We start from the raw sequence: 20,324 nt of genomic DNA, 5'->3' as shown, positions 1-20,324 counted from the left end.
TAATCGTCCACAGACAAAAGTTGGTAGTCAGGTTATCGGCAATGGCGAAAAAACATTCAGCGGGATACTCAATTTATCCTGCTGCGTTGACGCTGCTCGTGGGGGAAACGGGGGCTATCAAGATGGCATTGCAGGGGAAAATGCACTTGCCAGCACAAAGGGGCACGCGCCGCTAAAATCGGGCACTCCGCCGCCGCAACAAAGGCTGGTATCACGCGCTGGGCAGCAGTTTTCTCGATCAACCACAGTTGATCGTCAATTGGCGGATGAACATTCCACGGTAGCCACCGCGCCTGCTGATCGGCCAGCAACCTGGCTGCGCGTGTGCCGGGCGCAACGTGACTGCTGAAGATCAGCTTAAAGCCTGGTTGAGCACTCAGCTGCGCGGCTAAGCCGCTGTCGGCCACCGCATCGGCCGCCACAATCACATCTGCAGGCCGCCATTGTTGCGGCTGCGGCTGTTTCAACAAGCGCACCAATCCCAGCGCCGTGGTGGCGGGCAGCTTGTCCATCGCCAGCAGTTGCGCGACCTCACTGCGAATTTGTGGGCAGAGCTGAACCGCCAGACCCCGCGCGGTGAGCTGTAAAGCCACTTCCGGCCCGCGTCCGTGTTCCGGCACGGCAATCACCGCGCCGTGGGTGGCGGCTATCGCCAGCGCATCCATTTGATCGCGCAAACGCTGCGTGCGGTCGCCGTAGGAAGCATCCGTGATTAATAGTTTTGCCGACGGCGGGCAGTCAAACGGTAACAGCAGCGCTTCACGGCTCCAGTCGCCCATGTAGGTGATGCCACCGGCGATGGGCAGATGGAACCACACCGAGCCCGGTGAATGGCCGCTGCGGCCAGTAAACAGATGCAACGGGCCAATGGCCGTTTGCCCGCGCAGCGGTAACAAACGTCGCGCATACATCGGCACCGCGACGTTAGCCAGCTGTAACCAGGTTTGCTCGGTGGCGTACACCGGCGGCGAGCCGATTTGCGCCCAGCAGTCGAGCGAGGCCGCGTGGTCAATGTGCGAGTGGGTCAAACATAACGCATCAACGCGGCCAATGGCGCGGATATCCGGGCGCACGCCGGGTTGTGGGCCGGCCCCGAGATCCCACAGCAGGCGATAGCCTTCCATCTCGACCAAAAAAGCCGCGGGCAGCTTGCCACCCACACCGCTGATAACCGTTAAGCTTGCCATGGTAAAACCCCTTGCGGCAGACGCCGCGCCAGCCGCGTTGCCAGTCCCATCAGCAAACACACGACCAGAATCATCAGGCAGCCTACCGCGGCCGCCAGCGAGGCGGAGCCCCCTTCGTCAAGGAACACGATGGTGGGTCCGATGGTTTGGGTTTGCGAGGTCACCAGCAATACCGAAACCTGGATTTCATTCAGTGCGGTGAGGAACACCAGCACCGTGCCCGCCAGCGCAGAAGGCGCCGCCAGCGGCAGTAAAATATCGCGCATGCGGCGCATAAAGCTGGCACCACACAAGCGTGCCGCCTCATCCAGCGCCGGTTCCAGCTGCGCGAATCCCGCCAGCGTTGGACGCAACACTAGCGCAAGGAAGTTCGCCAGATAAGCGGCGAGGATGATCCACACCGTGCCATACAGCGACACATTGATGATCGGCAGCGGGCGCAGGAAGAACAGCATCGCCGCTACGCCGGTGACAATCCCCGGCAAGGCATAAGTCAGTTCACTTGCCAGCCACAGGCCGCGCACCAGTTTGGTCCGGCGCCAGCTGAGGAAATACGCCAGGAACAGCGCGGTGGACGTCAGAATCATCGCCGCCAGCGTGGTCAGCCCGAGGCTGGTCATAAAGGCATGGCGCACCGCCGGATAGCCCCACAGCGCGCTGCGGAAGTTCTCCAGCGTCAGCGTTTGCCAGGTGAGCGCCTGACCATATCCGCTGGTGAGTGCAGTGATCAGCAGCGCACTGACCGGCAGCAGCAGCGTTAGCGCCATCCACAGCCAGGCCGCGCCTTCAATCGCCAACCGCCCGCGTCCTAATGGTTGCTGCCACAGACGCGGCGCACCGTTGACGCGCACATCGTGACGACCGCCGAGCCAGGCGCTGGCCGCCATGCCCGCCAGCGTGATCACGGCAATCAGCAGCGCGTAAACGGCGGTATTGGGTAAGGCACTCGGGCCAATGCCGTTAAGCTGCTGATAGACCAGCGTAATCAGCGTTGGCACGCGGGCGGGAATGCCCAGCATCGCCTGAATACCGAAGTTACCGGCGGCCGCAACAAAGGTCAGTGCAGCCCCGGCAAAGATCGCCGGGCGCGCCAGCGGCAGAATGATGGTCAACAACACGCGCATCCGCGAGGCACCGCTGATCTGCGCCGCTTCGACTAAATCAGCCGGTAAACGACGCAAACCGGCACGTACAGTGAGAAACACCAGTGGCGCGTTGTGTGTACCGAGCAGCAGCACGATGCCGCTCAGCGAATAAAGCGGTTGCTCGCCCGGTGCAAACCATCGCAAGCCGAGTGAACCAAACAGCAGCGCTAACGGGCTGGACGGTGCCAGCGCCTGTAGCCATGCGAGCGCCGTAACCTGCGGCGGAATCATCAGCGGCAGGATAAAGGCAAACACCCAGGCGGTTTTGGCGCGCAGATCGCTCAGCGCCACCAGCCAGGCGGCGGCGGTGCCAAGCAGCACTGAAATCAGGGTCGAACTCAAGGCGATGAGCAACGTATTGCCGCTGGCAATCAGCACGCGGTCGCTGGCTATCAGGCGCGACAAGCGCGCCAGATCCGGCACGCCTTGCGGGGCAATCGCCGTCCACACCAGTCGCAGCAGTGGCGCCACCGACAATAAGCCAATCAGCAGCACCATCAGGGCCAGGATCAGCTTTTCGCTGTTGAGACGCCAGCGTTGACCGCCACGCGCCGCGTTACGCCATTCGTTGCTCACCACGCTCATGCTTAGCCGCCAAACATTGCGGTGAACTGATCGCGCACCGTGGCATCTTCCTTGATGGCTTTCGCGACGTCAGGGGTCAGCAGCTTGATTTTATTGATGGGTGTAAAGCCCGCCGGTGCAGAAACACGATCGTCCACCGGGCGGTTGCCCTGCTCGACCACCAGCTTCTGGCCTTGTTCAGACAGCATAAAGTTCACGAAGGCTTTAGCGGCTGGCAGGTTGTGCACCGACTTCATGATCGCTACCGGCTCCGTCACGTAAGACACGCCCTCTTTCGGGTACACCAGATCCACCGGCGAGCCTTTTTTCTTCGCCAGAATCACGTCAGCGTCAGTGATGATGCCGTACTTATCCAGCCCGCTGGCGACCGCTTTCAGCGCCGGACCGTTGCCGCCCTGCGGTGCCACGCCAATCGCTGCCAGCTTCTTGTAGAAATTCCAGCCGATGGTTGGCGTGTTGATGTCGGTGTGCAGCTTGTACAGCGCCGCACCAGAGTAGAGCGGGCTTGGCATGGCGATCTGACCTTTGTTGGCCTCTACCGCCAGCGCGTTCCAGCTGTCAATCGGCTGTGCGTGCTGGGTGTTGTAAGCAATCACCGTGGCGATGATTTTGGTACCAAAGAAGGTTTTGTCTTTGTCGTAGAAGGACGGATTGATGTGACTCAACGGCGCATCGTTGTAGCTGTAGAGCTGGTTCTGATTTTTCAGGGCACCGAGGTTGATGGCATCGGCAATCAGCAGCACGTCCGGCTTGGCACCACCGCTCATCATCTCGGTCTGCAACACGTTCATCAGCTGCGTGGTGCCGTTACGCGTCCACTCCACTTCGATTTTCGGGTACGCGGCTTTGAACGCGTCCACGGTTTGCTGCGCGATTTCCGGTGCCTGTGAGGTGTAAATCACCAGCTTGCCGGACGGGGCATCATCGGCGTGGCTGGTGGCGGCAAACACTAATCCACTGGCTAACATCAAAGCGTTAAAAGACGTGCGCATAGCAATTTCCCTAAGTATCTGAATGTTATGAAGGAAGAATCCAATCGTCGCGCAGCGCCACCCCAAGGGTCGCATCCACAACGGGTAAAGCGGTCTCCGCCAGCTGCAGCGTGATGCTGTGGTCTGGCGCATCAAGTGGCGCAACATCAATCTGGTAATGGCTGCCGCGATAGATCACCCGCTGCACGCGCACCGCAAACTGCGGTTCATCCGGTTCAGCGAGGCGGAAATCCACCGCATGAAAACTGGCTTTGCCGTGAGGCATCGGGCGTTGTTCGGCCGCACAGCGCAAGGTGACGCGCAGACCGCACAGCGTGGCGAGCGCTTTGCCCTCGCCTGTTGGTTCAATATCGCTGACCGCCAGCACTTTGCCGTCATCGATAAAACCCGCCACCATTTCATTCGCCGGTTCACGCCACAGGGTTTGCGGCGTGGCAAACTGCATTACGCGGCCGCCGTCCATCACCACAATGCGGTCGGCCAGCGCCATCGCTTCGTGCTGGTCGTGGGTGATGTAGAGCAAGGTGGCGTGGCTGTAGCGATGGAAGCGGCGAAACTCCTCTTCCATGGTGGCGCGCAGGTATACATCAAGATTGGCCAATGGTTCGTCGAGCAGCACCAGCGTGGGTTTGGCGACCAGGCAGCGGGCTAACGCCACACGCTGACGTTGGCCACCTGAAAGATCGGCCGGACGGCGTGAAGCAAAATGTTCTAATCCCACCAGCTCCAGCGCCTGCTGCGTGCGGCTGTCACGCTCATGGCGCGCTACGCCGTTGACTTTGAGGCTATAGGCGACGTTTTCCGCCACCGTCATATGTGGCCACAGCGCATAGCTCTGGAACACCACGCCAAGTTGGCGCTCTTCTGGCGGCAGGTGCACGCCCGGCGCAGCAAAGCAGCGCTCGCCGACGTGGATTTCACCGGCATCAGCGGTTTCAAAGCCCGCCAGCAGACGTAATAGGGTGGTTTTGCCGCAGCCCGAAGGACCCAGAACGGCGATGAACTCTCCCTGCGCAATCTGCAGCGAGATATCCTGAAGTACCGGCTGGGCAGCAAAGGCTTTGCTTAACCCGCGAAGTGTGATTGTTGCCATGTTTCTGGCCTTTATCTGACAGTCCGGCTAAGACCCTACGACAATCAGATGACGATCCCGTGACATCAACTTGACGTTTCCGTGCTCAAACAGAACGGGAGGCCCGAGAGCCTCCGTGTACCTTATTCGACGCTTTCAGCCTGCAAATGCATACCGATATAACGCTCATAGCGCGATGGCTTCACGCGTGACAGATCCACCAGCACCAACCCGTCGATACAGTGGTTGAAATCGGGATCGCTGCCGAAATCGATAAACTGCACCCCGCCCGGCTCACACACTTCAGAGTACTGCTTGTAGAGCGTGGGAATCGCGGTGCCGAGGTTCGCCAGCAGATGCTTCAGGCGGCGCAAGTCTTCGGCGTAGTTATCACCGGTAAACTGCGCCAGCACTTCCGGCAGCGAGGCCGGATAGGGACGACGCGACTTCGCCAGCGGCAACTCGGTTGGGAAGTACATGCGGTAGAACGCCACTAACAGATCGCGTGCCGCCAGTGGCATACCGCCGGAGATCGATACCGGGCCAAACAGATAGCGGGTCTCCGGGTATTTGGCGATATAGGCACCAATGCCCATCCACAGATAATCCAGACCACGTTTGCCCCAGTAGGCGGGCTGGATAAAGCTGCGACCCAGTTCCAGACCCTGATTGATGATCGGCAGCATGCGCTCGTCGTAGTGGAACAGGCTATCGCTGTAGATGCCTTCCAGACCACGACGTTCCAGCTGCTCGGCACCCGGAATAAAGCGATAAGCGCCAACAATTTCCAGCGCATCGTCATCCCACAGAATCAGGTGATAGTAATCGTCATCGTATTTATCGAGGTCACGACGGCGACCGCTGCCCTCGCCCACGGCGCGGAAGGCGATTTCACGCAGGCGTCCGAGTTCACGCAGCAGCGGCACCCAGGTCGCGCCGTTACGACGCCACAGGTAGATCTGTTTGCCATCCGGCAGCGAGCCCAGACGCTCACTCTCCATCAGCGCTTTTTTCAGTTCGGCACGGTCTTCCGGACGCGCAATCGCCGCTTCAGTCTGGAACAGACCCCGACGGCCCTGACCAATGCGATACAAATGCTTGCGCAACCGTTTCGCCAGCTCTTTGCCCGGCGTGTGGCCGTCGTGCCAGTTGGCAAACGGGATCTGCTCGCCAATATGCAGCTTGATGCGCGATCCACGCTGGCGGAACATTTCGCGCACCAGCATCAGCAGCGCCAGTGGTGAGGCAATTTTGGCGGCGGCATAGAACGCCAGGCTATTACGTCCGACGACGTGTGCCGGAACAATCGGCGCACGAGCACGGGCGGCCAGGCGCAGGAAGCTGTGATGCCAGCGGTTATCGCGCACACCACGGCTGGAGAGACGGGACACTTCACCTGCCGGGAAGATAATCAGCGCCCCCTGATTGTCGAGATGCTGTTGCATGCGCGTCAGCTGTTCGCGACTGGTACGGTTGCCCATGTTATCCACGGGCAACATCAGGTTGTTAATCGGTTCCAGCATCATCAACATGCGGTTCGCCACGATTTTCACATCACGACGTACCTGAGAAACGGCCGCCAGCAGCGCCAGGCCGTCGAGCGCACCGAGCGGATGGTTGGCGACAATCACCACCGGGCCGCTGGTCGGGATCTGCTCCAAATCGCGTTCACTTAATTCACAGCGCACATCCAGGTGCTCCAGCACTTGCTCGACCATATCCACCCCTTTCAGGTGGCGATAACGGTCAGCAAAAGATTGGAATTCATGTTCGCGAACGGCCCATTTCAACAGGCTTTTTTGCCAGTTCGCGGGGTGATGGCCTGGCCAGTAAGTATCGAGAAGCTGATCAACAGAAAACATCATTCACCTTTTGTGCGCAGAGGTTTATGGCACCGAAGTTAAACAGGCTTGTTTTCAGATTTATGACCAGTACCGAAGCGGAACGGAAAAAGCAGGAGCGGAAAGCAGAAGCACGACAGTGCGCCGCGACTGAATTGATCAATTCATTGCAGCAACGCGGTTTATCATGCGGGACTGACGCGGCGTTATTGCGGGAAAATGTGCAAGGAGTGACGCCGCTACCGAATGGGGCGCTTTAGGGTAGCGGCGTGATGTCTCTCGCGGCGTTGCTCTATAGTTTTAACGGCGGCAATTGTGAGAACACGCTCAACAAGCCTTTGCTCCACAGCTGACGAATCTGCGAAAAGTAAGGGTGTTGTTCGGTAATATGATGCTGTTCGTTATCTTTGAAGCTGTCGGTGTGATAGACCATCACATCCAGCGGCAGGCCTACCGAAATGTTACTCGCCAGCGTTGAATCCATGGAAATCAGCGCGCACTGCATTGCCTGGCTAAGCGGGGTTTCATAGCGCAATACGCGATCAATAATCGGCTTGCCGTATTTGCTTTCACCAATCTGGAAATAAGGCGTATCTACGCTGGCTTCAATGAAGTTGCCCTGCGGATAGATTTGGAACAGGCGCGGCTCTTCACCGCGAATCTGTCCACCTAACAGCAGCGTGCCACCAAACTCTTCGCCATCACGCTTGATCACTTCACGCAGGGTTTCCCCCACCAATAGCGCAATGTCATACAGCGAGCGCCCATTCAGCAGATTGGGCTGATCGCTGTCGTGGTTATTACGCCGTAGCAAACTCATCACGCTTTGCGTGGTCGCCAGATTACCGGCGCTTTGCAGCACCAGCGTGCGTTCATCATCCACCTGAAACACGTGTAATTTACGGAACGAGGAAATATGATCGACGCCCGCGTTGGTGCGTGAATCCGATACAAAAATCATCCCTGACGATAAACGCATTGCCACACAATAAGTCATAGTCACGCCTGCAAAAAAATATCACTGCTGCGCATGCACCTGCTGCACCGCGGCCATCGCCAGCATATCCTCACCGCCGCCGCCCAGCCGCATACCGCGCACCGGACAAGCATCGAGATAATCCACACCCACCGCCAGACGTAAATGCTGGCGCGTACTGCGCGTATTGTTGGTGATATCAAAGCTGTGCCAACTGCCATCCAGCCAGGCTTCAACCCAGGCGTGAGTAGCAACGTGTTCGACATTGTCCGTATAAAGATAGCCGCTGACATAGCGCGCCGGGATCCCGAGACTGCGACAACAAGCCAGAAACACATGGCTGTGATCCTGACAAACGCCGCTGCCCGCCGCAAATACTTTCGCTGCGGTATCACTCACCTGCGTGCTGCCAGGCTGGTACGGCATTTTCAACAGCAGCTCATCCATCAGTTTTTCCAGGCTGGCGAGCGGTTTTTCTGCGTGCCAGTAGCGCTGTGCGAAATCGCGAATCGCCGCATCGGGCAAGGTTAATGGCGTGGCGCGCAGAAACACCAATGGCGAAAGGATCGATTCAGGATCGGGGGCATACTCCCCTTCATCCAGAATTTCCACCACCCCGCGCGCGGCAATCTCCAGTTGCTGATGTGGCGTATCTAGCGTCAGCACGTGCAACACGTTGCCGTAAGCATCAGTGGTGCGCGTGGCCTCGCACGGTAAATCGAGATCCCATGACAAAATCTGCTGGTGCACCGAGTTTTGCGGCGTCAGGCGCAGATACTGGGTGCTGAGTTTGACCTGATGCTCATAGGCATACCAGGTTTTGTGCTCGATGTTCAGTCTCATTTCGCCTCCAGATAGGTCTGATTGATGCTTTCTGCCAGCGCGTTGGTCTGCGAGAGAAAGTGATTAAGCCAGCTATACAACCCGTCACGCGTCAGACTTTCCCAGGTGCTGAAGCGCATTTCAGCCAACAGCACCGTCACCAGATAGCGTGGACGATCCTCACCGCTGCTGCCGATCTGTTCCAGCTGGTTGGCGATCTCCTCAATGCAGGAGTGCAGCGAACGCGGGCTTTCGTTACGCAGGATCAGCATCTCATTCACCAGATCCGGCATCAGTTGCTGCTTAAAGATCGCGTTATAGGCTTCACGCGCCGACACTGCACGCAGCAAGGTATCGAGGCAGTAATATTCCCGTACCGAATCAGGGTTCTGCTCCAGCAGTTGCTGGTTGACGCTCAACAAGCGCGCGGTGCCGTCGCTGCGCTCCATCAGCGTGCCGATACGGATAAAACACATCGCATCGCCACGCAACAATGTGCCGAACATCGCGCCGCGAAACAGGTGTGAGCGCTCTTTCACCCAGTCAAAAAAGCTGTCAGCGTTGGCGCTGGTGATGCCGCGTCGCCGCATGTTACGCATCTCAATCCACGTCGAGTTGATGCTCTCCCACACTTCAGACGACAGACTGCCGCGCACCGCGTGCGCATTGTTCCACGCCTCCTGCCAGCAGCTAAAAATGCTGCTGGGGTTACGATCGTCGAGGGCGAAAAAGTTAAACAGCTGCGGCATGGTGAAACGCCCGTTGAGGGTTTCAAACAGCTGACGCGTGCCGGTGAGATTGAGCGGCAACAGCAGCTCATCGGTTTGGCTGTTGCGCACCGGCATCAGCGAAAGCCGGTTGGTGACATCCAGCACCCGGGCAAGTTGTTCTGCGCGCTCCAGATAGCGCGCCATCCAATAGAGGCCACTGGCCGTGCGGCTTAGCATGATGCGTCATCCTCCAGAACCCAGGTGTCCTTGGTGCCACCGCCCTGCGACGAGTTCACCACCAGCGAACCTTCAGTCAGCGCCACGCGGGTTAAGCCACCCGGTACTAAACGAATATCCGCTCCGCATAAGGCAAAGGGACGCAAATCGATATGGCGCGGCGCCAGGCCGTTGTCGATAAAAGTCGGACAGGTGGAGAGCGATAGCGTGTCCTGGGCGATGTAGTTTTCCGGGCGTGCTTTCAGCCGATCGCGGAAATCACTCAATTCTTGCTGGCTGGCCACCGGGCCAATCAACATGCCGTAACCGCCGGCGCCGTGTACCTCTTTCACCACCATTTTGCTGAGATTGGCGAGGACGTAAGTCAGATCCTGCGGCTTACGGCACTGCCAGGTCGGCACGTTGTTGAGGATCGGATCTTCATCCAGATAGAAACGGATCATGTCGGGCACGTAGGGATAGATCGATTTGTCATCGGCCACGCCGGTACCGATCGCATTGGCCAGCACCACGTTGCCGGATCGATACACCGACAGCAGGCCCGGCACGCCGAGCATCGAATCGGGACGGAACGCCAGCGGATCGAGGAACGCATCATCAACGCGACGATAGATCACATCGACTTTGCACGGCCCGGCGGTGGTGCGCATCATCACCGCACCGTCTTTGACAAACAGATCGGCACTTTCCACCAGCTCGACGCCCATCTGCTGCGCCAGGAAACTGTGTTCGAAGTAAGCGCTGTTGAAGCGGCCCGGCGTCAGCACCACCACCACCGGATCGTTGACCGGTGAGCTTTCGCGCAGGGTTTGCAGCAGATGCGAAGGATAACGTTCTACCGGTGCCACATGCTGCTCGACAAACAACTCGGGATAGAGGCGCATCATCATCTTGCGGTTCTCCAGCATGTAGGAGACGCCAGAAGGCGTGCGCAGATTGTCCTCCAGTACGTAGTACTCGCCGTCGTTGTTGCGCACCATATCGACACCGGTAATGTGCGCATAGATGTTGCGGTGCAGATCGACACCTTGCATGCAGGGCTGATATTGATCGTTTACCAGCACTTGCTCGGCAGGCACGATCCCCGCCTTGAGGATGTGTTGTTGATGGTAGATGTCATGCAGGAAGGCATTCAGCGCCTGCACGCGCTGGCGGATGCCGCGATCGAGCATCGCCCATTCACCCGCCGGAATAATACGCGGTACGCTGTCGAACGGGATGAGCCGTTCCGCGCCGCCATCGTCTCCATAGACATTGAAGGTGATGCCCACACGATGAAACAACAGTTCCGCTTCTTCGCGCTTACGCGCCACGGCCTCTTTGTCCGCCTGTTGTAACCACTCCCAGTAATGCTGATAGTGCGCACGGTGTTCACCGTTGCTCAATAACATCTCATCATAGAAGTGTGACGCTATCTGGTAGCTTTCTTTCATGATTTACCCGGCGCTTGTCAGAGGACCTGGATCCTCTCCTGCACAAAGTGTGCCAGAGGCTCACGCCCCAAACGGCACACGCGCCCCGATAACGGAGCAGCGCCGGATAACCCTCAGATTGCACCTTACTGGTGCATTAACTGCTGCGCAATTGGCAGCCAGATATCCGTCAACGCTCCATCGCCCCCCGTGAAAGGATCGCGATGCGGTAAAGGCACGCGCGCGATTTGATCTTTCGCCGCGCGTAAACGAGAAGGTTCATCACGCACGGTTTCCGGGGACATGCCTTCAGGATAGGCGCCAACGGCGAAAAAGTCGTCTGAGGCGAACACCTGTTTATGGCCGACACCGGCGGGGATCAGCACCGCATCGCCCTCGCGCAGCGTCACCATGCGGCCGCTATCGCCACCAAACAGCACTTCCGCCCAACCGGACGCCACACCCAGCACTTCATGGGTATTCGGATGGTAATGAGTGTAAGGGAAGATCGGTGCGCGCCACGCGGCCGGCCAGCCGTTGGCAGTGAAGGTTTTTTCAAACCATTCGGCGCTGTTGCTTTGCAGCTCTTCATCATAGTCAGGCGCGATGCCCGGCCAGATGATCAGCGGCAGCAGATTATTAGGCACGCCGCCTGAGGGCTGCGACAGCATCAAATGCTGCGGATTATTGGATGAACCTGCAGAAAAGGTACCGGCGGCGAAAGACATCAGTAACAGCAGGCTGGAAGTGTTGGCAGTCATACTCTTTCTCCGGGAAGCCACGTTGCTTAATTGTGGCAAACCCCGACGGCATTGCAATGTGCGCCCGCCGACAAAATTCACATAAAAGAATGATTTACCTTACTAAAGCCAAATTAGTTAGCAACATATTTAACATTTTGTGGGGCCGATAAAACCGCCAGCAAACTGTTATAAAAAAACACTCAGGATCTGTGTCTGATTCGCTTCACTGTTATGTGATTAACTGGCAGGCAGTAACATTTAGAGGTGAACTATGGAAGCGATCAAACAAATTCTGCTCGATGAAATCGCCACGCTGAACCGTGAAGGCCAGCGCGATAATCTGCCACGCTTTAGCTTTTCATTCCTCAAAACCCATCCGGGGCTGTGGGCGATCATGTACCTGTGCTACGCGCTGTGCGTGGCGCTGATCTTCTCCACTGATATGCTCGGCTGGCCCGCGTTCTGGTTCGCCACCGCCTTTGTATTGGTGATGAGCTTCCTGATGCTGATGGATATCAACCCCAAATACCGCTTTGAGGATATCGACACGCTGGATCTGCGCGTGTGCTACAACGGGGAGTGGTATTACGTGCAGCCGGTGTCCCAGCAGGCGCTGGATAAAATCGTGGAGAATCCCGGCACGCCCGACCGCGTGCGCAGCGGCATCGATCGCCTGATGAAGCAGAAAGGCGAAGTGGATTTTTATGATGTTTATTACCTGACATGGGGAAATAAACAGGCGTCATCCATCTGATTCATTGCCATTTATTGGAGGTGCGCATTAATGCGCACCCTACAAAATTCTCGCGATTGTGCTGGTTCGCCTAATACGGCAGCGGCATTTATCGGGCCGCTTCTGTATGCCGCGATTAAAGTCAGCCGCATTTATAGCGTCGCCATTTAGGGCGATTCCAGCTGAGCAATCAATTTCCCTAACGTCTCCACCGCCGCCTCAGCGCGGGCATCCCACGGCCAGGCGGTGTTGAAGCGGAAGCAGTGGCTGAACCCTTCACTGCCCGAGAACAGCTGGCCGGGGGCGATGCTGATGCCCTCTTTTAACGCCAAATGATAGAGCTGCGTGGTGTTGATCTGCTGCGGCAGCGCAATCCACAGGAAATAGCCGCCCGGCGTATCGCTGATCTGCGCGTCAGCAGGCAGCACGCGACGTAAAGCCTGATGTGCAAGCTGCTTACGCTTAGCCAGCGCCTGGCGCAGTTTCTTTAAGTGCGTGTCGTAACTGCGGGTGCTGAGGAAGTCAGCTAATGCCAGCTGCATCGGCGCGCTGGTGGAGAGCGTGCTCATGAGCTGAATTCGCTGTACGCGCTGTGCGTAGCGCCCGGCAGCCACCCAACCTACGCGAAATCCCGCCACCAGATTCTTCGAAAAACTGCCGCAGTGCAGCACATTCCCCTCGCGATCAAAGGCTTTGGCGGGCAAAGGCTTGTCGTGACCGCTGTAGAGATCGCTGTAAACATCATCCTCAATCATCGCGACCTGATAGCGCGCCAGCAAAGACACCAACTGCTGTTTTCGTTCAGCGCTCAGGGTAAAGCCCAGCGGGTTTTGTCGGTTAGTCATCAGCCAGCAGGCTTTGACCGGCCAGCGTTGCAGCGCCTGCTCCAGCTCGTCGAGATCGATGCCCTGCTCGACATCGCTGGCGATGGCAATCGCATTCAGTTTCAGCCGCTCAATCACCTGCAAGGCACCGTAAAACGAAGGATTTTCAATTACTACCCAATCGCCGGGTTCAGTCACCGCTTGCAGGCTGAGGTTCAGCGCTTCCATCGCACCATTGGTGATGACGATATCGTCCGGCGACAAGGTGATGCCCTGCTGGGCATAACGTTGCGCCAGAATTTTACGCAGCGCTTCGTTGCCTGGCGGCAGGTTATTCAGGGCATCGCTGGGTTTCAGATTGTGTGAGACCTTAACCAGCGAGCGCATCAGCTGACGCTGTGGAAAGAGTTCAGGATCGGGAAAGGCAGAGCCAAACGGCATGATGCCCGGGTCACGCGTGGCTTGCAGCACATCAAAAACGAAACTGTTGGTGTCCGCCTGCTCGGTTTTGGCAATCGCCTGCGTGGGCAGTCGCGGACGGCTTTCGGCGGCACGCGGCGCAACGTAGTATCCGGATTGCGGTTTTGACTGGATCCAGCCCTGGCTTTCCAGCACTTCATAGGCGTGCATCACCGTCATCAGGCTGAGGCCGCTCTGTTCCGCCTGCTGACGCAACGACGGCAGCTTTTCGCCCGGCGGCCAGATGCGCGCTTCAATCTGCGTCCGAAGCTGATCAACCAACTGCTGATATTTCGCCACCCTGGCTCCGATATGGGGGATAGAGGCGACCATTTTCCCTCACCCTGGGCCTGTCCCGCAAGCGAGAGAGAGCATCGTTGGGCAGGGAATCGATGCTGTACTCAGGCTTTACCGCCCATCCCCTGCTGACGGGAGAAGGGTATTGAGCTGAGAGACTCGTACAGGCGAGGGAATCACACTCAGGCACTCACTTTCTGCGCGCACAGGCGTGCACCTTCCCCGGCTTGCAGGAGAAGTTGGCATGGGGGCAATCACTGCCCCCTTACCTTAAGGTAGCTGCACCAGCTGCTGCTCGTTTTCGACAAAATTCGGCAACTCATGGATGCGTTCCGGCGGCACCGGTTTACCCAGCAGATAACCCTGCAACGTATCGCAACCCAGGCCGGTGAGAAACGCTTGCTGATCCTGTGTTTCCACCCCTTCTGCGACCACTTTGAGATCCAGTGACTGCGCCAGTGCCACAATGGCAGAGACGATGGTGGCATCTTCTGATTTCGCCTGCAGCTCATTGACGAAGGCACGGTCAATCTTCAACTCACTGGCGGGCAAACGTTTCAAATAGAGCAGGCTGGAGTAACCCGTACCAAAATCATCGATCGAGGCTTTCACGCCCATATCCGTCAGTTGTGTCAGGATACGCACACTCTCTTCTGGATCACGCATCGCGGTGGTTTCCGTCACTTCCAGCGTCAGCAATTCGGCCGGGATCTGGTGCTTCGCCAGCGCCTGCGTCACGGTTTCCACCAGGTTGCTCTGTTCAAACTGCAGCGCGGAGAGATTCACCGCTACCGACCAGTGTGGATGGCCCTGCAGATGCCAGCTATGCAACTGACGACAGGCTTCGTTGATCACCCAATTGCCGATGTTGATGATCATGCCAGTCTTCTCGGCAATCGGCAGGAATTTGTCCGGTGCCAGCAAACCGCGCGAAGGATGTTCCCACCGCAACAGGGCTTCAAAACCAAGAATCGGACCGCTCGGCGCACAGTATTTTGGCTGGTAAAACAGACGTAACTCGCCGTTATCTAATGCTTGCCACAGGTCGTTGTTCAGCTGCAGCTGCGACTGCGCGAGGGTGTTCATCGATGGCTGGAAGAAGTTGTAGCCATTACGGCCGTTGTTCTTGGTGTGGTACATCGCGGCATCGGCGTTAAACATCAGCTCGCGCTCATCTTTCCCGTCGCCAGGGTAGACCGCGATGCCGATACTCAGTGACACCATCAGTTCATAGCGCGAAATATCGAACGGGCGATCGACCGCTTTCACCAGCGCATCCGCTACCGCAGCGGCATCATTGGGCTCATCGATTTCGATCAGCAGCACAAACTCGTCGCCGCCCATGCGCGCCAGCGTGTGGTGACCTTTCATTTGGCCGATCATACGCTCGGCCACGGCAATCAGCAGGTTGTCACCGACATGGTGACCAAAAGCATCGTTGACCGCTTTGAAGCCATCCAAATCCATAAACATCAGCGCAAACTGCGACTTTTCGCGGTTGGCCTTGTTCATGGATTGCTCCAGACGATCCTCGAGCAAAATACGGTTTGGCAGGCGTGTCAGGTTGTCGTGCAGGGCCAGCTGCGCCAGTTCACGGTTGGCTTCCGCCAGCGAGTGCGCAAGGATAGAGGTGCGCGCTTGCAGCCGAGCATCCAGCATCGAAACCAGCAAGGTGATACCGAGGATCGCCAGCGTCACCACGGTGACCACTATCGCCAGCCAGTTGCTGTTGACGCCCATGTGCGTGGCATGACTCATCATCGGGAAGCTGGCAGCGGCCATACCGGTGTAGTGCATGCCGGCAATGGCGCAGCCCATCACCACCGAAGCACCGAGACGCAGCATCGTCACGCGACCATGTCCTTCACGCAGGTTAAAGGCGAGCCACAGTGCCGCGCCCGATGCCACCAGCGCAATCACCACCGAAGCGGCAACCCAGCCCCAATTCCAGACGATGCCCGGCGCAAACATCAGCGCGGCCATGCCCATGTAGTGCATGGCGACCACGCCGGAACCGAGCACCAAAGCCCCGCCCGTTAAGCGCCGCCAGGATAAATCATGGGATGAGCACACCAGCCACAAGGCAAAAATCGATGCCAGAATCGCCACCGCCATCGACGTCGCCGTTAGCAGCGGATCGTAACTCATCACCATATCCAGGCTCATCGATAGCATGCCGATGAAATGCATCGCCCAGACGCCCACGCCCATGGCGAATCCACCGCCTAATAACCAAACCAGCGCCACCTTGCCGGTTGAAGAAGCTACGCGGCCCGCCATATCCAGCGCGGTAAACGAAGCCAGCATCGCCACCAGAATGGAAACGATGACGGTAAACGAATCGTACGAAGTCACTAACATAGTGATTTCCCAAGTTAAAGCCGTTGTCACTCAGCTGTGGTGTTATAAAGAAAAAGTCAATGTCATTGGTTTTATTGTGTGATTTATCGGCAGATAACCTGCCGATTTGAGTCTTTGAACGATGAAACCTTCCGATGCGGAAGAAAATAAAAATTGTTTATCAGGCGCTGGTTAAAGGCAGCGGGTGCTCAGCAAACAGCGGCGGTGCATTAAACGCAGCGGTGAATTCACCGATACGCTCCGCTGGTGTCGGCTTGCCGAGCAGATAGCCCTGCAGCGTGTCAAAACCGAGTCCGGTCAGCAAACGCTGCTGCTCCTCAGTTTCCACCCCTTCGGCGACCATGCGCAGATTGAGACTTTGGGCCAGCGTCAGCATCGCGCTCACGACGGTGGCGTCCTCGCTGTCGGCACGCAGGCTGTTAATAAAGGCGCGGTCGATTTTCAGTTCGGTGGCTTCCAGATGTTTCAGATGCAGCAAATTGGCATAACCGATACCGAAGTTATCGATAGCCACTTTCACGCCCAACTGGTGCAGTTCAGCAATGCGCTGCTGGCTGAACTGCGGGTCGCGCATCGCGATATTCTCGGTTATCTCCAGCATCAGCGCGCCCTCCGGCAGCTGATAACGTTGCAGTGCATGACGTAAGCTGTCGATAAGATCACGCTGATGGAATTGCAACGCCGAAAGGTTGACGGACACGCTCCAGTCGCGGTGACCTTCATCGTGCCACTGCTTCAACTGGCGGCACGCCTCGTTGATCACCCAATTGCCCAGCGCCACGATTTGCCCGGTTTTCTCCGCGCGCGGCAGGAACATATCTGGCATCAGCAATCCCCGACGTGGATGCTGCCAGCGCAATAACGCTTCGAAGCCCATCAGCACCGTGCCGCCCGCGCGGAATTTTGGCTGATAGAACAGGCACATTTCCTGATATTCCAGCGCATTCCACAGATCATTCGCCAGCGCCAGCTGATGCTGCGCCACCGCGCTCATCACAGGCTCAAACAGGCACCAGCCGTTTCGGCCACTGTGTTTGGTGTGGTACATGGCGGAATCGGCGTTGAACATCATCTCCTGCTGACTTCGACCGTGCAGTGGGAACACCACGATGCCAATACTGAGTGACACCCGCAGCGAATAACGATCCAGTTCAAACGGCGCATCGATGGCATTGACCAACTGTTGCGCCAGCGCCGAGGCCTGCAAATCATTGTATTGCGGACACAGCAACACAAACTCATCGCCTCCAAGTCGCGCAAGTAACACGCCTTCGCCCAGTTGTACGCGCAGTCGCTCGGCTACCGCGATGAGCAGACGATCGCCCACATGATGGCCCCAGGTATCGTTGACCGCTTTGAAGCCGTCGAGATCCATAAACATCAGCGCAAAGGTTTCATCCTGCAAAGTGGCTTGCTTGATCTGTGCCGTCAGTTGCTGCTCCAGCAGCACGCGGTTGGGCAGCGAGGTGAGATTGTCATGCATCGCCAGCTGGCGCAGTTCACTGTTGGCGCGTTTGAGTTTGGTGGCCAGACGTGCCGCGCGTAGCTGGGCATCCAGCATGGAAACTAACAGCGTGAGGCCGAGGATGGACAATGTGATAATGGTCACCCACACCGCCAATCCATCTTCACTGATGCCATGATGCTGCTGCATGGTGCTCGGCATACTGTACTCCGCCGCGGCCATGCCGGTATAGTGCATCCCGGCGATGGCAATGCCCATCACCAGCGCAGCACAAACGCGCATGATCCACACGCTCTCGCCCTGGCGCAGATGAAACGCCAGCCACAGGGCCGCACCTGAGGCGGCATAGGCAATCACCACGGAGAGCGCGACCAGCGGCATGTCCCAGCGTATCGCCGGTTCGATCATCAAGGCATTCATGCCGATGTAATGCATCGCCACGACACCGCTGCCGAGTATCAGTGTGCCACGAAGCAGCCGACGTGGAGTTAAATGGCTGCCCTGCACGCCCTGCGCGAAAGCAAAGATGGCAGAGAGGATCGCTACCAGCAGAGAAACCGTGGTGAGGGTAATGTCATAACGCATGGTCATCGGCATCATCATCGCCAGCATGCCAATGAAGTGCATCGCCCAGATGCCAATGCCCATCGCGGTGCCACCGCCAATCAGCCACATTTTCGCCAGACAGCCGCGTGAAACCGCGACGCGTCCCGCCGTATCCAGTGCGGTAAACGCAGCAATGAAGGCCACGATCAATGAAACCGTGACCAGAACGCTATCCCAGGTAACCAGCAGCATGTGCGCTCCTAAACTCAGCCCGCTGCGGAGCAGGTGCTGTATCGTCAAAAAAGTTCAAAGTGTTCGAGAACATTGATTAAAGGTGAGTCATGACCGCACGCAGTGAGGCAGAGGGAGTAACCGATCCAGACAATTCTGGAAACACCGCACTATGTTTTTGGTTTTTCATCGTCAGTCGCAGTCAGAAAAATTAATAATATCTGATTAATGCACGAACATAGCATTGAACGGTTAATCGCGGTAGAGGGTTAAATCACTCGCTGTTTAGTTTTTTTAACCGGTTGTCATCCCTTGCGATTACTGCGTTATCGGCGAAAAGTGTGGATTGATTAATGAAAAATCTAAGCGCAACGCTCCCAGTGTTGATTTGCTGATCTATAGTAAAGAAAACTGATATAAATCATAAATCCATCATCTAAGAATATTCCTAGATGTCGGGCACTTACGCGGTAAAGCCGATCGTGGCTCTTGTTTGACTTCGGATTCGTTACATAAATGAATCACCAGGTGAAAAAGCACTGACCTTGGATAATCAGTAAGGAATGATTATGAAACTCAAGCTTTTTCTTTTGGCGTCCAGCCTGAGCGTCGTGCTCGCCCCTCACGCGGCTTTTGCCGCCACCACAACGGGAACCATTAATGCGACCCTGACCCTGACCACCGGTTGCCTGGTGAATGGTCAGTCTGCCACCACGGGGGGCAACTTCGGTACCCTGAACTTTGGTAGCAGCGCGGCGACCTTTGATACCCTGAACGCCACGTTGGTCGGCGCATCGGGCAACGGTATTTATGTTCGCTGCACCACCGGCCAGACTTTCAACGTGCAGGTCACCAGCAGTAATGCTGCACCGGCGACCATTTACGGCACCGTTAGCGGCCAGCCTCGCTATCTGATCCTCGGTTCCAATAACACCCAAGGCATTGCCTATACCCTGTATAGCGATGCGGCATTTACTACCGCCATCGCCAATAACACCAACATTGCCGCCAGCGGCACCACGGACCCGACCTTAGGCACCAACTACGCCATTTACGGTCGTGTCGTGGGGGGCGGGTTTAACCCACTGATCCCGGCAGGGACTTATACCGACACCATTAACGTTGCGGTGAACTACTGAGGTCAGTTGTGGGGTAATCAGGGTGGCCGTGGTGCAGCGTTGGGCGCACAGTGCAGGCGGCCTCGCCCTGCTGATAGGGAGCGTCTCTGCCTGGGGGTTGCCAACCGCAACCTTTCAGGTCTCTGCATCAGTAGTGGCAGGCTGTGTTGTCTCCGGTACCAATACCGGGGTATTTGGCACGCTTAATTTCGGCACGCAATCGGGTGTGTCGTCCAGCAGCGTGAGCGCCAGCTATGTGCAAAGCACCACCATCATTCTCGCCTGCACGCCAGGCACCGCCGTTAGCATGAGTATCAATGGCGGCGCCAATTACTCTACTACCCGCAATCTCAAGGTCTCGGGCAACACCAATACCGTGCCCTATTCCCTTTACACCAACGCGGCACACACCACGGCGATTCCCGTGAATAGCGCCGTGGCGCTGAGTTACAGCAACGCCAATAACATTACTTTGCCGATTTATGGCCTGTTAACGCTGCCCGGCCCCACGCGCGCCGGCACTTATACCGACACCTTAACCGTTACGCTTAGCTGGTGACGGCAGTGA

At 57.3% G+C, this 20,324-nt stretch carries 16 protein-coding genes; 3 read left to right on the top strand and 13 right to left on the bottom strand.

All coding sequences use genetic code 11. The features are described from left to right. Positions 1-68: 68 nt before the first annotated feature. From LH22_RS05525 to LH22_RS05480, 10 genes are all read right to left on the bottom strand, one after another. Positions 69-1,187 (bottom strand): MBL fold metallo-hydrolase, encoded by a 1,119-nt coding sequence (locus LH22_RS05525; RefSeq protein WP_081946712.1) that lies wholly within the window; start codon positions 1,185-1,187, stop codon positions 69-71. Then, a complete protein-coding gene (locus LH22_RS05520) occupies positions 1,175-2,917 on the bottom strand; it encodes an ABC transporter permease (protein WP_038644747.1) in 1,743 nt (580 codons plus the stop codon). The genes LH22_RS05525 and LH22_RS05520 overlap by 13 nt, the downstream gene beginning before the upstream one ends. Before the next feature lie 2 nt (positions 2,918-2,919). Next, the gene (locus LH22_RS05515) at positions 2,920-3,909 is read right to left on the bottom strand and encodes an ABC transporter substrate-binding protein (protein WP_038644745.1); all 990 of its coding nucleotides are present in this window, start codon (positions 3,907-3,909) and stop codon (positions 2,920-2,922) included. Positions 3,910-3,934: 25 nt separating this feature from the next. Then, a complete protein-coding gene (locus tag LH22_RS05510; protein ID WP_038644743.1) occupies positions 3,935-5,002 on the bottom strand; it encodes an ABC transporter ATP-binding protein in 1,068 nt (355 codons plus the stop codon). 122 nt (positions 5,003-5,124) lie between these two features. Beyond that, on the bottom strand, positions 5,125-6,843 hold the full coding sequence (locus LH22_RS05505; RefSeq protein WP_038644741.1) for a lysophospholipid acyltransferase family protein: 1,719 nt from the start codon (positions 6,841-6,843) through the stop codon (positions 5,125-5,127). A 271-nt stretch (positions 6,844-7,114) separates the two neighbouring features. Continuing rightward, positions 7,115-7,819 (bottom strand): proteasome-type protease, encoded by a 705-nt coding sequence (locus LH22_RS05500; protein ID WP_038644739.1) that lies wholly within the window; start codon positions 7,817-7,819, stop codon positions 7,115-7,117. A gap of 21 nt (positions 7,820-7,840) precedes the next feature. Beyond that, positions 7,841-8,641 carry a transglutaminase family protein gene (locus LH22_RS05495; RefSeq protein ID WP_038644737.1) on the bottom strand — a complete coding sequence of 267 codons (801 nt, stop codon included), beginning with the start codon at positions 8,639-8,641 and terminating at the stop codon, positions 7,841-7,843. Then, positions 8,638-9,567: an alpha-E domain-containing protein gene (locus LH22_RS05490; RefSeq protein WP_038644735.1), complete on the bottom strand. Its 930-nt coding sequence runs from the start codon at positions 9,565-9,567 to the stop codon at positions 8,638-8,640. Before LH22_RS05490 ends, LH22_RS05495 begins: the two co-directional genes overlap by 4 nt. Further along, entirely contained in the window at positions 9,561-11,000 is a 1,440-nt protein-coding gene (locus LH22_RS05485; RefSeq protein WP_038644733.1) for a circularly permuted type 2 ATP-grasp protein, read from the bottom strand. The genes LH22_RS05490 and LH22_RS05485 overlap by 7 nt, the downstream gene beginning before the upstream one ends. A 125-nt stretch (positions 11,001-11,125) precedes the next feature. Then, entirely contained in the window at positions 11,126-11,740 is a 615-nt protein-coding gene (locus LH22_RS05480) for a cupin domain-containing protein (RefSeq protein ID WP_038644732.1), read from the bottom strand. 253 nt (positions 11,741-11,993) lie between these two features. Here LH22_RS05480 and LH22_RS05475 point away from each other — a divergent pair, with 253 nt between their 5' ends. Next, complete coding sequence (locus LH22_RS05475) at positions 11,994-12,476, top strand: YlaC family protein (protein ID WP_038644730.1); 483 nt, start codon at positions 11,994-11,996, stop codon at positions 12,474-12,476. Positions 12,477-12,622: 146 nt separating this feature from the next. Here LH22_RS05475 and LH22_RS05470 read toward each other — a convergent pair whose 3' ends face one another. From LH22_RS05470 to LH22_RS05460, 3 genes are all read right to left on the bottom strand, one after another. Then, complete coding sequence (locus tag LH22_RS05470; RefSeq protein ID WP_038644728.1) at positions 12,623-14,038, bottom strand: PLP-dependent aminotransferase family protein; 1,416 nt, start codon at positions 14,036-14,038, stop codon at positions 12,623-12,625. A 267-nt stretch (positions 14,039-14,305) separates the two neighbouring features. After that, positions 14,306-16,396 (bottom strand): putative bifunctional diguanylate cyclase/phosphodiesterase, encoded by a 2,091-nt coding sequence (locus LH22_RS05465; RefSeq protein ID WP_038644726.1) that lies wholly within the window; start codon positions 16,394-16,396, stop codon positions 14,306-14,308. 160 nt (positions 16,397-16,556) lie between these two features. Continuing rightward, the gene (locus LH22_RS05460) at positions 16,557-18,659 is read right to left on the bottom strand and encodes a putative bifunctional diguanylate cyclase/phosphodiesterase (protein ID WP_038644724.1); all 2,103 of its coding nucleotides are present in this window, start codon (positions 18,657-18,659) and stop codon (positions 16,557-16,559) included. 548 nt (positions 18,660-19,207) lie between these two features. Here LH22_RS05460 and LH22_RS05455 point away from each other — a divergent pair. Beyond that, positions 19,208-19,777: a spore coat protein U domain-containing protein gene (locus LH22_RS05455; protein WP_038644722.1), complete on the top strand. Its 570-nt coding sequence runs from the start codon at positions 19,208-19,210 to the stop codon at positions 19,775-19,777. A 22-nt stretch (positions 19,778-19,799) separates the two neighbouring features. Beyond that, a complete protein-coding gene (locus tag LH22_RS05450; protein WP_038644721.1) occupies positions 19,800-20,315 on the top strand; it encodes a Csu type fimbrial protein in 516 nt (171 codons plus the stop codon). Positions 20,316-20,324 lie beyond the last annotated feature (9 nt).

The sequence above is a fragment of the Pantoea rwandensis genome (assembly GCF_000759475.1).
Classification (GTDB): Bacteria; Pseudomonadota; Gammaproteobacteria; order Enterobacterales; family Enterobacteriaceae; genus Pantoea; species Pantoea rwandensis_B.
This window is presented reverse-complemented; position numbering and strand designations above follow the sequence as displayed.

What these genes read in the sequence shown, in the direction of transcription:
- LH22_RS05525 (WP_081946712.1), bottom strand. Translation starts at nt 1,187, where the DNA reads ATGGCAAGCTTAACGGTTATCAGCGGTGTGGGTGGCAAGCTGCCCGCG.
- LH22_RS05520 (WP_038644747.1), bottom strand. Translation starts at nt 2,917, where the DNA reads ATGAGCGTGGTGAGCAACGAATGGCGTAACGCGGCGCGTGGCGGTCAA.
- LH22_RS05515 (WP_038644745.1), bottom strand. Translation starts at nt 3,909, where the DNA reads ATGCGCACGTCTTTTAACGCTTTGATGTTAGCCAGTGGATTAGTGTTT.
- LH22_RS05510 (WP_038644743.1), bottom strand. Translation starts at nt 5,002, where the DNA reads ATGGCAACAATCACACTTCGCGGGTTAAGCAAAGCCTTTGCTGCCCAG.
- LH22_RS05505 (WP_038644741.1), bottom strand. Translation starts at nt 6,843, where the DNA reads ATGTTTTCTGTTGATCAGCTTCTCGATACTTACTGGCCAGGCCATCAC.
- LH22_RS05500 (WP_038644739.1), bottom strand. Translation starts at nt 7,819, where the DNA reads ATGACTTATTGTGTGGCAATGCGTTTATCGTCAGGGATGATTTTTGTA.
- LH22_RS05495 (WP_038644737.1), bottom strand. Translation starts at nt 8,641, where the DNA reads ATGAGACTGAACATCGAGCACAAAACCTGGTATGCCTATGAGCATCAG.
- LH22_RS05490 (WP_038644735.1), bottom strand. Translation starts at nt 9,567, where the DNA reads ATGCTAAGCCGCACGGCCAGTGGCCTCTATTGGATGGCGCGCTATCTG.
- LH22_RS05485 (WP_038644733.1), bottom strand. Translation starts at nt 11,000, where the DNA reads ATGAAAGAAAGCTACCAGATAGCGTCACACTTCTATGATGAGATGTTA.
- LH22_RS05480 (WP_038644732.1), bottom strand. Translation starts at nt 11,740, where the DNA reads ATGACTGCCAACACTTCCAGCCTGCTGTTACTGATGTCTTTCGCCGCC.
- LH22_RS05475 (WP_038644730.1), top strand. Translation starts at nt 11,994, where the DNA reads ATGGAAGCGATCAAACAAATTCTGCTCGATGAAATCGCCACGCTGAAC.
- LH22_RS05465 (WP_038644726.1), bottom strand. Translation starts at nt 16,396, where the DNA reads ATGTTAGTGACTTCGTACGATTCGTTTACCGTCATCGTTTCCATTCTG.
- LH22_RS05460 (WP_038644724.1), bottom strand. Translation starts at nt 18,659, where the DNA reads ATGCTGCTGGTTACCTGGGATAGCGTTCTGGTCACGGTTTCATTGATC.
- LH22_RS05455 (WP_038644722.1), top strand. Translation starts at nt 19,208, where the DNA reads ATGAAACTCAAGCTTTTTCTTTTGGCGTCCAGCCTGAGCGTCGTGCTC.